Raw genomic sequence first — 13,381 nt, 5'->3', positions numbered from 1 at the left:
TTCACGGTGCGAGGTGTGCGGAAGACGTGCGGTGCGGTGCAAGGGACAACGGGTTAAGGGGAGAAGAACGTCGGCGGACGCGTCGGATCAGTGGTCGCCGTGGAAGTCCTCGAAGGTCGCGGCCCGGCCGGGCAGTGTGGAACGGGCGGGCGCCCGCATGCCGTCCAGGAACAGTTGCAGGTGCCGGTGGACGAATCCCTCCAGGATGTGGCACGAGGTGCCCGGCAGCGGGCGGGTCAGCTGGCTGAGCGCGATGAACAGGTCACCGTGGGCGACGTCCGGACGGATCTCGCCCGCCGCCTTCGCCCGGTCCAGCAGATCGCCGACGACCGCCAACAGGCGCTCGCGTGCCTCCGCCAGGTCCGGATCGTTCAGGTCGACCCGGTTGGTGAGCATCGGGCAGAGCGCGCCGACCTTCTCGTCGACCGTCTCGTGGGCGAACCGCTCCAGGGCGTCGAACGGGCCGGCGGCCTCGGTGGCGGCCCGCTCGGCGATCGCCACGATGCGGTTCTTGACGAGCAGTGCCACCTCGCGGATCAGTGCCGCCCTGGTGGGGAAGTTCCGGTAGAGCGTAGCGTTTCCGACGCCAGCCCGCTTCGCAATTTCGTCCAGCGGCGCCTCGGCGCCGTGCTCGACGAACGCGTCCCGGGCCGCCAGCACGATCCGCTCACGGTTGCGGCTGGCGTCCGCACGCAGTCGGGGCGTGCGGGCCGGTTCCGTGGTCGGGGTCGGCCGGGTGGCGGCGGTGCTCACGGCTCTGCTCCTCCCGAAGCATACAAGTTCCGGGGAGAAACTCCCCGCTTAGTCCTACGAAGGGCTAAACGGGGAATCGCTCCCCGGAAATTTCACGCTTCCGTGTGACCTGAGTCACATCACGGTCCGTGCCGGCGGCATCCGCCATCGTCACGACCGGCCGCGCCGCCACCGCGGGGCGGACCGGCGGCCGAGGGGTCACCCCACCGCGATCCGGGAGCCGGTGTCCGTCCCGGTGCGGACGGGCCGGTGCAGCGGGATCTCGAAGTGGACGGTGGCCACACCGGGGCCGTGCTCGCCGGTCGGACGGGCGTCGTGGACCTCCTCGGCGAGGCTGCGCCAGAACGGCTCGGCGCCCGGGATCGCGGTGTTGGTGTGCAGGTAAAGCCGCCGGTAGCCGCCCTCCGCCGCGGCGAACGCGCGGGCGCGCTCGACGAGTTCGCGGGCCAGGCCCTGCCGCCGGTGTTCCGCCCGGACGTACACCCGGACCAGCTGGGCGGTGGTCCCCGAGGGGTAGCGCTCGGCGACCTCGCGCGGGTGCGGCGGGTGGAGCGGCCCGGTGGAGTGCAGTGCGGTGGTGGCGACCACCTCCCCGGCGTGGACGGCGACCAGCAGGGCGTGCCGGGGGTGGTCCAGGTAGTACCCCTGGAGGTCGACCACATCGGCGTGCCACTCGGGCACGTAGCCGTAGCCGAACTCGCGGTAGAAGGTGTCGAGGATCAGTCGGCGCGCCCCGGGGACGTCCTCCGGCACGGCATGGCGGATTGCATAAGGAAGTTGACGCTGCATCAGAAACTCCGACCGAAGGTGGGGCGGGAGGGTGATGGTCAGCGTACATGAAAACCACTTTCATCTGATGCGTCGGCGGAAGTGCGGTCCGGCGTGTTGAAAATGAAAACGAATCCCGTTACCGTCCTGCCTGTCCACCGATCGTCGTGTCCGTCGAAGGGGAGAACCGTGGCGCATCTGCTGGTGATCGAGAGCTGGGTCGGCTCCATGAGCAGGCTGCTGCCGAGGGCCCTGGGGGAGGGCGGCCACCGCTTCACCTTCCTCACCCGCGACCTGCACCACTACCTGCGCGCCGCCCCCGTTGACGGCCCGCACCCGCTGCTCGCGGCGGACAACATCCTCACCGTCGACACCAACGACGCGGCAGTGCTGCTCCCGTACGCCGAGCGGCTGCACGGGCTGCTGGGCTTCGACGGGGTGCTCTCCTCCTGCGACTACTACCTCCCCCAGGTCGCACGGGTGGCCCACCGACTCGTCCTGCCCGGGGCCGCCCCCGAGGCGGTCGAGGCCGCCTGCCGCAAGGACCTCACCCGGCGGAAGCTCGCCGAGGCCGGCGTCCCCGGGCCCGCGTACGCGCTCTGTACCGACCGCGAGCAGGCCCGGGCCGCCGCGCGGGCGATCGGCTACCCGCTGGTGGTCAAGCCGGTCGACCTGTGCGCCGGGATGTTCGTCCGTGAGGTCGTCGACGAGACCGAGCTCCTGGTCGCGCTCCGGGCCCTGGAGGGGTTCCCGGTCAACGCGCGCGGCCAGCGCCGGGAGCCGGTCGTGCTGCTGGAGGAACTGCTCACCGGGCCCGAGGTCAGCGTCGAGACGGTCTCGGCGGGCGGCGCCGCGCACGTCGTCGGGATCACCGACAAGAGCGTCGCCGGGGCGCCCGCGTTCGTCGAGACCGGGCACATGTTCCCGGCCGCCCTGGAGCCGGCCGAGGCCGGGGCCGCCGCCGACACGGCCCTCGCCGCGCTGGCCGCGCTCGGACTGGACCAGGTCGTCGCGCACACCGAGATCAAGCTGACCCCGAGCGGGCCCCGCGTGGTCGAGGTCAACCCGCGTCCGGCCGGGAACCGGATCACCGAGCTGGTCCGGCGGGTCACCGGCGTCGACCTCGCGGCCGCCGCCGTCGACGTGGCCCTCGGCCGCCGGCCCGACCTGGCCGTCCACCCGACCGGGGTCACCAGTGCGGCGATCGCCTTCCTCGTCCCCGAGGGCGGGCAGGCCGGACTGCTGGACGGCTTCGACGGCGAGGACGCGGTGCGGCGCGACCCGGCGGTGGTCGAGCTCGCGCTCGCCGGGGCGGGCCGCGAGGTCCGGCCGGCGACCAGTAACAACGAGTACCTCGGGCACGTCATGACCGCCGACAGCGTGGGGGCCGGGGCCCGCGGCGCGGCCGAGCGGCTGCTGGCCGGGCTCACCCCGCGCCTCACGGCGACGGGTGCCGAGGCGGCCGTCGAGCACGCCTCCGGCGACGCCGACGCGGTCGCACCCGTCGCGGTCGAACCCGCAGGGATCGCACCCGTCGCGGCCGCACCCGCAGGGGTGCTCGCATGAGCGTCGCCGTCGCCACCACCGGCACCGCCGTCGCCCCTCCGGGTGCCGGTGTCCCCCCGGGCGCGGACACCCCCGCGCTCGACCTGATCACCGGGCGGGCCCGTACGGGGGCGTACGGGCCCGACCCGGCCTCCCTGCGGATCGCGCTCGCCTTCACCACCGCCCAGGCCGTCCGGCACGCCGGCCGCGCCCGCGGCTACCGCAACGAGGCGCTCAGTCTGCGGCTCGGCGCCGCCGTCGGCTCCTGTGCCGTCGAGCCGGGCGACCTCTCCGCCGACACCCTCACCGACTGCGTCGGCGCCACCGTCGACGAACTGCTCGACCACCCCCGCGTCGCCGTCCGGGTCGCCGCGCTGGACGCCTATCTCGGCCACTGCCGCCCGCACGGGCCGGCCGAGGGCGCCCGCCCGCACCCGTTGCCCGCAGGCTCCTCGCTGGCGAAGTCCCGCGCCCGAGCCGCCGCCGTGGTGGGACTGCTGCCGCTCGCCGGCGTCCGCCGGGTGCTGGTTGTCGGAGTCGTCAACTCGCTCCTGGAGCAGCTCCGTTCGCGCGGAACGGAGTACGTTCCCTGTGACCTCAAGGGCGGTACCACCGAGTGGGACGAACCGGTGCGCACCGACGCCCTCGCCCACCTCGACGACTGCGACGCCGTGCTCGCCTCCGGCATGACCCTGGGCAATGGCTCGCTCGATCCACTGCTCACGCACGCCCGCGCCACCGGCAAGCCCTTGGTGCTGTTCGCCCAGACCGGCAGCGCGGTGCTGCCCCGACTGCTGGGGGACGGCGTCACTGCCGTCAGCGCCGAGCCCTACCCCTTCTTCTGGCTCGACGGCGGCCCCACCGTGGTCCACCTCTACGGCGGCTCGACGGACCGAGGGGGTGCGGCCCGGTGACCGCCCTGCTCGACCCGGGGGCCGCGCTGGGCAATCCGGACCTGCTCCCGCTGCTCGGCGGCACCCCGCTGACCCGCATCACCACCCCGCTGCCGCACCCGCACCCCGGCTTCTGGGCCAAGCTGGAGGGGCTGGGCGCGGGTGGCATGAAGGCCCGCTCGGCCGTCGCCATGCTGCGCGGTGCCCACGCGCGCGGCGAACTCCGCCCCGGCGCCACGGTGGTGGAGTCCACCTCGGGCACCATGGGGGTCGGTCTGGCCTTCGCCGGGCAGGCCCTCGGGCACCCGGTCGTGCTGGTCGGCGACAGCGAACTCGAACCGTCCATGCGGCAGTTGCTGCACGCCTACGGTGCCCGGCTGGAGCTGGTCGAGCGGCCGGCCCGGCACGGCGGCTGGCAGGCGGCCCGGCTCGCCCGGCTGCGCGCCGTGCTCGACCTGCTGCCCGACGCCTACTGGCCCGACCAGTACAACAACCCCGACAACGCGGCCGGCTACCGGGCGATGGCCCAGGAGATCACCGCCGAGCTCGACCACCTCGACGTGCTGGTGTGCAGTGTCGGCACCGGCGGGCACAGTGCGGGGCTCGCCGAGGCCCTGCGCCGCCGCTGGCCCCGGCTGCGGATCATCGGCGTCGACTCGGTCGGCTCCACCATCTTCGGCCAGCCCGCCCGGCCCCGGCTGATGCGCGGCCTGGGCAGCTCGATCCACCCGCGCAACGTCGCCCACCAGGCCTTCGACGAGGTGCACTGGGTCGGCCCGGCGGAAGCGGTGGACGCATGCCGGCGGCTGGCCCGGGGTGCGTTCGTCAGCGGCGGCTGGTCCACCGGCGCGGTCGCCCTGGTCTCGGCCTGGGCCGCCCGGGTCCATCCGGGCGCCGCCGTGGCCACCGTCTTCCCCGACGGCCCGCACCGCTACCTCGGCACGGTGTACGACGACGCGTTCTGCCGGCGGCACGGTCTGGACGCCGAGCGGGCCGCGCCGCGCCCGATCGAGATCCCGCACCCGGCGGCCGTCGAGGTCAGTGGCTGGGCCCGCTGCAGCACCGGCCGGACGGCACCCGTCACCGCCTCCGCCGTCGTCACCGCCCCCGCCCCCGCTTCCGCCGTCGTCACAGTCCCGGCCGCCGCCGGACCCGCCCGCACCGAGGAGGACCGATGAGGCTCGACATCCGTACCGGACGGCTCCGCCTGGCCACACCGCTGCGCATCTCCCGCTCGGTGACCACCGAGCGGGACGCGGTCCGGCTCGCCCTCGGCCACGGCGGGCTGACCGGCCACGGCGAGGTGGTCAGTAGCCTCCACCTGGGCCTGCCCACCCACCGGATCCACCATGAACTCGCCTTGCTGCGGCCCGTGCTGGAGCGCCATCAGGACCCCGAGCAGGCCCTCGCCGACCTGTCCTCCGGTGCGGCCCCGTTCGCCGCGCTGCCGCCGGGCGTGCTGGCCGCCGTCGAGGCCGCCCTGCTGGACCTGGTCGGCAAGCGGGCCGGCGAACCCGTCCACCGCCTCCTCGGCCGGGCCGACCCGGTCGCCGCCGTCACCGCCCGCACCATCGGCATCGAGCCGCCCGCCCGCGCCGCCGTCCAGGCGGCCCGGCTCGCCGACGCGGGCTTCACCGTGATCAAGATCAAGGCCGGCAGCGCCGACCCCGGCCTCGACCTGGTCCGGGTCCGGGCCGTCCACGAGGCCGCGCCCGGGGCCCGGCTGCTGCTCGACCCCAACGGCGCCTGGACCCCGGCCGAGGCCCTCCGGCTGCTGCCCGCCTTCGCCGCCACCGGGGTCGAGGCCGTCGAGCAGCCGATCGCCCCGGGCGACCCCGACGCGCTCGCCGCCGTCGCCGAGCGCTCGCCGATCCCGGTGATCGCCGACGAGGACGCCGTCGACCACGAGGACGCGTGCCGGCTCGCCGGTCGGGTCCAGGGCGTCAACCTCAAGCTCGCCAAGTGCGGCGGCGTCCACCAGGTGCTGCGCATCGCCGAGGCCCTGCGCGGCAGCGGCACCGAGCTGATGCTCGGCTGCCTGGTGGCGAGTTCGCTGGGCATCGCGCCCGCCGTCCACCTCGCCGACCGGGCCCGCTGGCTCGACCTCGACGGCCACCTGCTGCTCGCCCACGACCCCTGGCAGGGCATCGGCGGTGCCGACGGAACCGTCCGCACCCCGGACCGGGCCGGCCTCGGCGTGCTGCCCGCGCCCGACGCTCCCGCTCCCGTTCCCGACGTCCCGGCCCCCGGGTCCGGGGCTCCCGCGCCCGAAGGCCGCGCCGGGTCGTTCGCCGAGGCCCGTCCGGCGGCCGGCCGGTGAGAATACTGCGCGCCGTACGGACCTTCCCCCTGCCCGTACGGCTGCTGCTGGTCAACCAGCTCGGCGTCAACACCGGTTTCTACCTGCTGATCCCGTACCTGGCCGGGCACCTCGGGCACGACCTCGGCCTGTCCGCGCTCGCCGTCGGCACCGTGCTCGGGCTGCGCAACCTCAGCCAGCAGGGCCTGTTCATCCTCGGCGGCTCGGCCGCCGACCGGCTCGGCGCGCGTCGCGTCATCATCGCCGGGTGCGCGCTGCGCAGCGTCGGCTTCGGCCTGTTCGCGCTCGGCGACACCCTCGGCGTGCTGCTCGCCGCCTCCGCCCTCAGCGGGCTGGCAGGTGCGCTGTTCAACCCGGCCGTGCGCACCTACGTCGCACGCGAGGCGGCGGACCGCAGGGCCGAGGCGTTCGCGCTGTTCTCGGTGTTCGCCACCACCGGCGCGCTGGCCGGCCCGCTGATCGGCACCGTCCTGCTGCTGGTGGACTTCCGGACCGCCGCGCTCACCGCGGCCGGCGTCTTCGCCGTCCTCACCGTCGCCCAGGCCTTCGCCCTGCCCGAGCGCGCCGCCGAGCCCGCCCCGCGCGGGGTGCTCGCCGACTGGCGCGAAGTGGCCTCGGACCGGCGGTTCCTGGCCTTCTCCCTGGGCATGGTCGGCCTGTTCGGCATGGAGAGCCAGCTCTACCTGCTGCTGCCCGACGCGGCGCGCCGCGCCACCGGCTGGGAGGGCGCCGTCAGCCTGGTCTTCCTGACCGCGACCCTCGCCAACCTGACCCTGCAACTGCGCATCACCACCCGCCTGCAGCTGCACGGCCAGCCCTCCCGCTGGATCCCGCTCGGCCTCGCCGTCGCCGCCACCGGCTTCCTGCTGCCGCTCGCCGCACCGGGCCTGCCCGGCGTCCTCGGCGGTGTCCTGCTGCTCCAGCTCGGGCTGATGATCGCGCAGCCCTTCGTCCTCGCCCTGATCCCGGCCTTCGGGCGCGACGGCCTGACCGGCACCTACTACGGCCTGTACTACGTGGTCTCCGGCTTCGCCGCGGCGCTCGGCAACACCCTGGTCGGCCGGGCCATGGACAGCGCCGCCACCGCACCCTGGCTGCTCTGCGCCGGCCTCGGCCTCGCCTCCGCCACCGCGCTCGCCCGGCTGCACCGCACCGGGCGGCTCCCCGCCCCCGCCCGCCCTCTCCCCAGCGAGGCCCGATGAACCGCCGCCCGACCCCGCCGCCCCCCGCCGGGACCCACCGGAACCTGCTCACCGACCGTCCGGAACTCTACGAACTGCGGTTCCCCGACCCGGAGTCCACCGCCGCCCGATGGGCCGAGGCGATGCTCCGCGCCCACGGCGCCGGGCCCGAGGTGCTCGACCTCGGCTGCGGCACCGGGCGGGACGCGGGATGGCTGCACCGCGTCGCCGGGCGCACCGTCACCGGCCTGGACAGCTCGCCGGAGATGATCGCCCACGCCCGCGCCCGCCACCCCGGACCGGCCTACCACATCGGCGACATGCGGGACTTCACGCTGCCCGGGCGGTTCGACGCGGTGCTCTGCCTGGACAGCGCACTGCTCCACTGCCACACCAACGAGGACCTCGACGCCCTCTTCGGCCGGATCCGCCGCCATCTGCGCCCCGGCGGACTGCTGGTCGCCGAGATGCGCAACGGTGCCTTCTTCCTCGGGCGCACCGAACTCCTCGACGCGCCGAGGCTGGACAGCATCACCCACGAGGGCATCACGCTCACCTCGCGCACCGTGCTCTGGATCGACCACGCCGCCCAACTCCTGCGCCGCACCCGCAGCTGGGCCGGGGACGACGGCGCGCCGCCGGTCGAGCAGCACTCCGCCTGGCGGCTGCTCTTCCCGCAGGAGCTGCGCCATCTGCTCGCCCACCACGGCTTCACCGTCCTCGCCCTGCACGACCGGCCCGGCCCGCGCACCGACCCCCCGTGGACGGACGACGTCGGGGCCGCCGGGACCGGCGACACCCCCTGCACCCCCGGCACCCCCGACAGCGCCGACGGCGACCGGCTGCACCTGGTCGCCCGGCTCGAACCCCCTGCCCGAAAGGGAAGTTGACCCCGATGCCCCGCCCACTCGCCCGCCGCACCCTGCTCACCGCCGCCGCCGCCTCCGGCGCGGCGCTCGCCCTCGCCGCCTGTTCCGCCCCGGGCGGCACGGCCGCCGCCGACCGCGAACCGGACGCCGCCACCCCCCGGCGCGGCGGCCGGCTGCGCGCCCTGTTCGCCGGCGGCGGCGCCGACGAGACCCTCGACCCGCACCGGGTCAACCTCTTCGCCGACGCCGCCCGTGCCAAGGCGCTCCACGACAAGCTCGCCGACTGGGGCCCCGACCTCGCCGCCGTCCCCCGGCTCGCCAGCGGCTGGGAGCCGGGCCCGGGCCTCGACGTCTGGACCGTCCGGCTGCGCGAGGCGGCCTTCCACGACGGCCGACCGGTCACCGCCGCCGACGTCCTGTACAGCTACCGCCGAATAGCCGACCCCGGGCGGGCGTTCCGGGCCCGGGCCTCGCTCGAACCGATCGACCTCGCCGCGAGCCGGGCCACCGACCCGCGCACCGTGGAGTTCCGGCTGAACCGCCCGTGCGCCGAATTCCCCAACGTCCTGGCCGCGTTCGGCGCCTACATCGTTCCGGAGGGCACCGAGGACTTCCGGGCGCCGGTCGGCTCCGGGCCCTTCTCCTTCGTCTCCTTCGAGCCCGGCCGCTCCCTGCTGCTGCGCCGCTTCGACGGGTACTGGGACGGCGCTCCGCACATCGACGAGCTGGAGATCCTCGCGGCCGCCGAGGAGTCCGCCCGCGCCAACGCCCTGCTGGCCGGGCAGGCCGAGTACGCCCACGAGTTGGCGCCGGCCACCGCCCGCGCCCATGCGTCCGGAGGGCGGATCGGCATCGTCCGGCTGCGCAACAGCGCCATGCAGGGCTTCGTCATGAAGACCGACCGGCCGCCGTTCGACGACCCCCGGGTCCGACAGGCGTTCTTCCACCTGGTCGACCGGCAGGAGCTGGTCGACGGCGCGCTCTCCGGTGCCGGCGAGATCGGCAACGACCTGTTCGGCAAGGGCAGTCAGTACTACCCGGCGGGTCTGCCGCAGCGAACCCGGGACCTCGACCGGGCCCGCGCGCTCCTGCGCGAGGCCGGCGCCGAGGGGCTGCGGGTCACCCTCGACACCTCGCCGGTCGCGGCCGGGCTGGTCGAGGCGGCGGGCATCCTCAAGGACCAGGCGGCCCGGGCCGGAGTCACGATCGACGTGCGGGTCGGCAACAAGGACACCTACTGGAAGGACATCCTGGACGGCGGGGTGCTCGCCTCCTTCCGTTCCGGCGCGATGCCGATCGAGTCGCACATCTCGCAGCGGCTGCTCTCCGGCTCCACCACCAACGCCACCCACTGGCGCCGCCCCGACTTCGACGACCTCTACACCCAGGCCCAGTCCACGGCCGATCCGGCGGCCCGCACCGCCCTCTACGAGCGGATGCAGCGCCGGCTGTTCGACGAGGGCGGACTACTGGTGTGGGGCTTCGCCGACTGGATCGTCGGCCACGCCCCGCGGCTGCACGGCGTGGCGGCGGACGCCCCGGCCAACACCCTCGACTGGGCCAGGTTCGACAAGGTCCGGCTGGCGTGACGGCCACGTCGCGCGGCTGGGTGCGGCGCCGGCTGCTGCTCGGCGCCGGGCAGATCGCGGCCGTCCCGGTCCTGGTCTTCGTGCTCACCGAGGCGCTCCCCGGCGACGCCGCCGTGGTCGCCGCGGGGGACGACCCCGACCCGGCGCGGATCGCCGCGCTGCGGGCCTCGCTGCGGCTGGACCGCCCGGCGGTGGAGCGCTTCGCCGACTGGGCGGGGGAGCTGGCGCACGGCGACCTGGGCCGCTCCCTGGTCGGCGGGCGCCCGGTCGCCGACCACCTGGCCGAGGCCCTCGGCCCGACCCTGCTGCTGGCCGCGCTCACCCTGACTCTGCTCGTCCCGGCGGCGGTCGGCCTCGGGCTGCTCGCCGCCCGGCGGGAGGGCGGACCGCTGGACCGCGCTGTCAGCACAGTGACCCTCGCGGTCTACGCGGTACCGGAGTTCGCCCTGGGCGTGCTGCTGACGGGGGTCTTCGCGCTGTGGCTGGGCTGGCTCCCGCCGACCGCCGTCGGCGGGATCGGCCGGCAGCCCGCCGTGCTGGTGCTGCCGGTCGTGGTGCTGCTGGCCCGCCCGGTCTGCTCGACCGCGCGGCTGGTCCGGGCCGGGCTGCTCGACGCCATGGCGGCCCCGTACGCCGTCCACGCGCTGCGCTGCGGAGTCCCGCCGCACCGGGTCCGGCTCGGCCACGCGCTGCCCAACGCCCTCGCCCCGGTGGTGCAGCACCTCGCCCGCACCACCGAGTGGCTGCTCTGCGGGGTGATCGTGGCGGAGGCGCTGTTCGTGGTCCCCGGGCTCGGCACCGTGCTGCTGGACGCCGTCGCGGCCCGTGACGTGCCGGTGGTCCAGGGCCTGGCGGTGCTGTTCGGCACCGTGACCGTCCTGCTGAACCTCGCCGCCGACCTCGCCGCCCGCCGCCTCGCCCCCCGAACGGAAGTCGCCGTATGACCGCCCTGCCCCGTGCCACCCGGCTCCACCGTCCCGTCGGCCGCCGGCCCGACCGCGGACCTGCCGACCACCTCACCGCCCGTCGCTGCGACTGCGGCGTCTGCCGGGCCCTCGCCCGGCGCTGCCGGTGGCTGGTCCGCCGGGTCGGCGGGTCCGCCGCCGGGCGCCGCCGGGCGAGGGCCTCGGTGGCACCGTGAGGCGCTACGCGCTCGGGCTCGGCCTGGTCGCCGTGCCGCTGCTGCTCGCCCTCGGCGGGCCGCTGCTGGCGGGCGGGCCGGGGCCGCGCGGGGTCTCGTTCACGGCGGGCGCCGGACACTGGCTCGGCACCGACTTCGCCGGCCGCGACGTCCTGCGCCAGGTCCTGCTCGGAGGGCGCCCGGTGGTGCTGGTGGCGGTCGCCGCGACCGTCCTCGGCTACGCGCTGGCGCTGCCGCTCGCGCTGGCCGCCTCACTGACCGGGCGGACCTGGGTCGAGGAGCTGCTGCTGCGGCCCCTGGACGTGCTGATCGCCGTACCGGCGCTGCTCCTGGTCCTGCTGGTGGCCACCGCCGCGGAGCCGGGACCGGTCGGACTGGCCGTGCTGGTCGGGTTGACGGCGGTACCGGACATCGCCCGGGTCGCGCACGCGGCGGCGGTGGCGGCGGCGTCCCGCCCGGTGGTCGAGGCGCTGCGGCTGCACGGCGAGTCCTGGTGGCGGATCGCCTTCGGGCAGGTCGCCCGGACGATCCGCCGCACCCTGGCCGCCGACGCGGGCACCCGTCTGGTGGGCGCCCTGTACCTGGTGGCGACGGCGGCCTTCCTCGGCGTCGGGGTGCGGCCGGACACCGCCGACTGGGCGGTGATGGTGGACCGCAACCGGGCGGGGCTGTTCCTGCAGCCCTGGGCGGTGGTCGTCCCGGCACTGCTGGTGGCCGGGCTGTCGACCGGCACCAATCTGCTGTTCGACACGGCACTGGCCCGGCCGCGCGGGCGCGGTCCGGGAGCGGGCCGGTGCGGACCGGGGGCCGCCGCGTGAGTGGGCCGGAGCTGGCCGCCGTGGACGGCCTGCGGGTGCGGATCGGCCCCCGGGTCCTGGTGGACGGGGTGTCGCTGCGGGTGCGCGCCGGCCGGGTGACGGCCCTGGTGGGTCCGTCCGGCAGCGGTAAGACGACGACCGCGCTCGCCCTGCTGGGCGCGTACCCCGAGGGCGCCCGGGTGTCCGGCACCGTCTCCCTCGCCGGGGCGGGCGGTGCCCCGGTCGGCCATGTGCCCCAGCACCCCGGAACGGTGCTCAACCCGGTCCGTCGGGCGGGCGTCCTGCTCCGCGACCTCGCCAGGGTGCACGGCGGCGGCCCGGAGGCGGTCCGGCGCGCGCTCCACGACACCGAACTGTCCGAGGTGGAGGGCCTGCTGCGCCGCTACCCGCACCAGCTCTCCGGCGGCCAGCAGCAACGGCTGGTGCTCGCCCAGGCGTTGCTCACCGGAGCACGGGTGATCGTCGCCGACGAACCCACCACCGGCCAGGACCCGGCCGCCGCGCGCCGGTTGGCCGCCCTGTTCCGCCGACTCGCCGCGCGCGGCACCGGGCTGCTGCTGCTCAGCCACGACCTGGACCTGGTCCGGGAGTCGGCCGACGAGGTGGTGCTGCTCGCCGACGGCCGCGCGGTGCGGGTGGGCCCGCCCGACGAGGTCCTGCGCGTACCCGCCCGCCCGGTGGTGCCCCCGGCCCGGTCCGCACCGGCCCCGGCACCGGTCCCGGCCCCGACTTCGGGTGCGGCCGCGCCGGTCCGGCTCGACGTCACGGGCCTCACCGCCCGCCACCCCGGCGGCGCGGTGGTGCTGCACGAGGTCGGGCTGAGCCTGCGGGCGGGGGAGTGCCTGGCCCTCACCGGCCGCACGGGCAGCGGCAAGACCACCCTCGGCCGCTGCCTGGCGGGGCTGCACCCGCGCCACGAGGGCACGGTCCTGCTGGACGGCGAGCCGCTGCCGCGCAGCGTCCGGCAGCGCGGACGGCGGCGGCTGGCGGCCGTGCAGTACGTCTTTCAGGACGCCCGGTCGGCGTTCGCGGACCACCGCCCGGTGATCGACCAGGTCGCCCGGGCGGCGGTGCGGCTGCGCGGCCGCACCCCGTCGGAAGCCGGGGCGGAGTCCGCCGCCCTGCTCGCCGCACTCGGCCTTGATCCGGCGAAGGCCGCCCGCCCGCCCGCCGGCCTGTCCGGTGGCGAGCTTCAACGGGCCTCACTGGCGCGGGCGTTGATCGTCGGCCCGGCGGTGCTGGTGTGCGACGAGATCACCGCAGGACTGGACGCGGACACCCGGGCCTCGATTCTGGCCCACCTCGCCGACCGTCGGGACCGGGCGGGTCTGGCGCTCCTGTTCGTCTCCCACGATCCGGCGGCCGTCGACGCCCTGGCCGACCGGGTGGCCACCCTGGCCGACGGCCGGCTGCACCCCGCCTCCACGGCTCACCCGTTCGGGCGACAGGACACCGCCCCGCCCGGGTAGCACCGCCGGCCGCCCTCCGCACCCGCGCGTCGACC

At 76.0% G+C, this 13,381-nt stretch carries 13 protein-coding genes; 11 read left to right on the top strand and 2 right to left on the bottom strand.

Features of this window, described 5'->3' with window-relative positions:
* Window positions 1-87: 87 nt before the first annotated feature.
* Both IF01_RS0100160 and IF01_RS0100155 read right to left on the bottom strand, forming a co-directional pair.
* Window positions 88-753 carry a TetR/AcrR family transcriptional regulator gene (locus IF01_RS0100160; RefSeq protein WP_030391101.1) on the bottom strand — a complete coding sequence of 222 codons (666 nt, stop codon included), beginning with the start codon at window positions 751-753 and terminating at the stop codon, window positions 88-90.
* Between the two features lie 198 nt (window positions 754-951).
* Window positions 952-1,542: a GNAT family N-acetyltransferase gene (locus IF01_RS0100155; RefSeq protein ID WP_051754770.1), complete on the bottom strand. Its 591-nt coding sequence runs from the start codon at window positions 1,540-1,542 to the stop codon at window positions 952-954.
* Window positions 1,543-1,710: 168 nt separating this feature from the next.
* Between IF01_RS0100155 and IF01_RS0100150 the strand changes: the two genes are divergently transcribed.
* From IF01_RS0100150 to IF01_RS0100100, 11 genes are read left to right on the top strand one after another with little or no spacing between them, the layout of a single operon-like run.
* Window positions 1,711-3,087 (top strand): ATP-grasp domain-containing protein, encoded by a 1,377-nt coding sequence (locus IF01_RS0100150; RefSeq protein WP_078879533.1) that lies wholly within the window; start codon window positions 1,711-1,713, stop codon window positions 3,085-3,087.
* On the top strand, window positions 3,084-3,980 hold the full coding sequence (locus tag IF01_RS0100145; protein ID WP_078879532.1) for a Rossmann-like domain-containing protein: 897 nt from the start codon (window positions 3,084-3,086) through the stop codon (window positions 3,978-3,980). The genes IF01_RS0100150 and IF01_RS0100145 overlap by 4 nt, the downstream gene beginning before the upstream one ends.
* Before the next feature lie 5 nt (window positions 3,981-3,985).
* Window positions 3,986-5,137, top strand: coding sequence for a PLP-dependent cysteine synthase family protein (locus tag IF01_RS0100140; RefSeq protein ID WP_369826257.1), 1,152 nt, complete (start codon window positions 3,986-3,988; stop codon window positions 5,135-5,137).
* Window positions 5,134-6,279, top strand: a complete 1,146-nt coding sequence (locus IF01_RS0100135) for a dipeptide epimerase (RefSeq protein WP_063764103.1) — start codon at window positions 5,134-5,136, stop codon at window positions 6,277-6,279. Before IF01_RS0100140 ends, IF01_RS0100135 begins: the two co-directional genes overlap by 4 nt.
* Window positions 6,276-7,481, top strand: coding sequence for an MFS transporter (locus IF01_RS0100130; RefSeq protein WP_030391095.1), 1,206 nt, complete (start codon window positions 6,276-6,278; stop codon window positions 7,479-7,481). Before IF01_RS0100135 ends, IF01_RS0100130 begins: the two co-directional genes overlap by 4 nt.
* Window positions 7,478-8,350, top strand: a complete 873-nt coding sequence (locus IF01_RS0100125) for a class I SAM-dependent methyltransferase (RefSeq protein WP_051754769.1) — start codon at window positions 7,478-7,480, stop codon at window positions 8,348-8,350. The genes IF01_RS0100130 and IF01_RS0100125 overlap by 4 nt, the downstream gene beginning before the upstream one ends.
* Window positions 8,351-8,355: 5 nt before the next feature.
* Entirely contained in the window at window positions 8,356-9,918 is a 1,563-nt protein-coding gene (locus IF01_RS0100120; RefSeq protein WP_030391093.1) for an ABC transporter substrate-binding protein, read from the top strand.
* Window positions 9,915-10,862, top strand: a complete 948-nt coding sequence (locus IF01_RS0100115) for an ABC transporter permease (RefSeq protein WP_244215389.1) — start codon at window positions 9,915-9,917, stop codon at window positions 10,860-10,862. The genes IF01_RS0100120 and IF01_RS0100115 overlap by 4 nt, the downstream gene beginning before the upstream one ends.
* Window positions 10,859-11,059: a hypothetical protein gene (locus IF01_RS0100110; RefSeq protein WP_030391091.1), complete on the top strand. Its 201-nt coding sequence runs from the start codon at window positions 10,859-10,861 to the stop codon at window positions 11,057-11,059. The genes IF01_RS0100115 and IF01_RS0100110 overlap by 4 nt, the downstream gene beginning before the upstream one ends.
* A complete protein-coding gene (locus IF01_RS0100105) occupies window positions 11,056-11,877 on the top strand; it encodes an ABC transporter permease subunit (protein ID WP_037778587.1) in 822 nt (273 codons plus the stop codon). Before IF01_RS0100110 ends, IF01_RS0100105 begins: the two co-directional genes overlap by 4 nt.
* Window positions 11,874-13,346 (top strand): ABC transporter ATP-binding protein, encoded by a 1,473-nt coding sequence (locus IF01_RS0100100; protein WP_244215388.1) that lies wholly within the window; start codon window positions 11,874-11,876, stop codon window positions 13,344-13,346. The genes IF01_RS0100105 and IF01_RS0100100 overlap by 4 nt, the downstream gene beginning before the upstream one ends.
* Window positions 13,347-13,381: the final 35 nt, after the last annotated feature.

The sequence above is a fragment of the Kitasatospora purpeofusca genome, from assembly GCF_000718025.1.
Lineage (GTDB): Bacteria > Actinomycetota > Actinomycetes > Streptomycetales > Streptomycetaceae > Kitasatospora > Kitasatospora purpeofusca.
The sequence above is the reverse complement of the archived record's forward strand: the minus strand, read 5'-3'. Positions and strand labels throughout refer to the sequence as shown.

Coding starts and splice junctions, on each gene's coding strand:
- IF01_RS0100155 (WP_051754770.1), bottom strand. CDS start 1,542: ATGCAGCGTCAACTTCCTTATGCAATCCGCCATGCCGTGCCGGAGGAC.
- IF01_RS0100145 (WP_078879532.1), top strand. CDS start 3,084: ATGAGCGTCGCCGTCGCCACCACCGGCACCGCCGTCGCCCCTCCGGGT.
- IF01_RS0100135 (WP_063764103.1), top strand. CDS start 5,134: ATGAGGCTCGACATCCGTACCGGACGGCTCCGCCTGGCCACACCGCTG.
- IF01_RS0100125 (WP_051754769.1), top strand. CDS start 7,478: ATGAACCGCCGCCCGACCCCGCCGCCCCCCGCCGGGACCCACCGGAAC.
- IF01_RS0100120 (WP_030391093.1), top strand. CDS start 8,356: ATGCCCCGCCCACTCGCCCGCCGCACCCTGCTCACCGCCGCCGCCGCC.
- IF01_RS0100110 (WP_030391091.1), top strand. CDS start 10,859: ATGACCGCCCTGCCCCGTGCCACCCGGCTCCACCGTCCCGTCGGCCGC.